This window comes from Streptomyces sp. 8P21H-1 (assembly GCF_013302945.1).
Map to the genome: position 1 here is coordinate 1,119 of NZ_JABTYA010000230.1, position 999 is coordinate 2,117.

1 protein-coding gene and 1 pseudogene are annotated in these 999 nt (G+C 70.6%); both read right to left on the bottom strand.

The window, feature by feature from the left end; translation table 11 throughout:
* A partial coding sequence (locus HO151_RS04215; protein WP_254594710.1) for a cbb3-type cytochrome c oxidase subunit I occupies window positions 1-351 on the bottom strand: 351 nt, incomplete at its 3' end.
* 295 nt (window positions 352-646) lie between these two features.
* Window positions 647-999: pseudogene (locus HO151_RS04220) on the bottom strand (phosphodiesterase); the annotation flags it as partial.

Sequence of the window (999 nt, forward strand, 5' to 3'; positions counted from 1 at the left end):
GGAGGTGAAGAAGCTGGAGATGACGATCAGGCCGCCGAAGAGGAACAGCCAGTAGGAGAGCATGTTCAGCCGCGGGAACGCCACGTCGGGCGAGCCGATCTGCAGGGGCATGATCGCGTTGGCGAACCCGGCGAAGGTGGGCGTGGCGAACAGCAGCAGCATGATCGTGCCGTGCATCGTGAACGACTGGTTGTACTGCTCGCTGGAGAGGAACTGCAGGCCGGGCCGGGCCAGTTCCGCCCGTATCGCCATCGCCAGCGCCCCGCCGACCAGGAAGAACGCGAAGGACGTGAGCAGGTAGAGGTGCCCGATCTTCTTGTGGTCGGTCGTGGTCAGCCAGGAGATCACCATCCGTCCCTTGCTGCGCCGCCCCTCGACCGGGACCAGTGTCTCCGGTGTTGCCTCGACAGTCATCAGGTCCTCTCCATCGGCAGCGCTGCACGAACGGTGGAGCCGGGCGGCACGACGGGTTCCCCGTCCTGCCGCTCGTGGCGTCGGGCACTGCGTAACCAGCTCAGCGGAAACCATGCCTGCCGGTCCGGGACCGAACGGGTAACGGACGCCCGCCGCCCCTCATGGACGAACGCGCCTCCGCGCGAAGAGGTGTTGACGGCCAAGAGGTGCTGACCGCACCGGAACGGAAGGGTCAGCCGGCCCGGCCCTCGCGACGGCCCGCGCGCGAGCCCCGGTAGGCCGCACGGCGCGTCGCGGCCAGCGCGCTGCCCGGACGGAACCCGGGGGCACTGTGCACGTACACGTCGAAGTCCAGGCTCTGCTCGTGCGGTACGGGCAGGGGAGTGCCCACCGTCAGTACCGCGAACGGACGCCACGTCCGGCCGGCGGTCTCGGCGCACAGGTCGAGGACGATCGGCTCGGCCCCCAGGGCCTCGCGCACACTCCGCAGGTCGCCGCGGACCGGCCCGCGCCGGGCCGGACGGGGGAAGGCGGCCAGCAGGCCGTGCCCGCCGCCGATCCGGTAGCCGAGGAGGGAGGAGTACG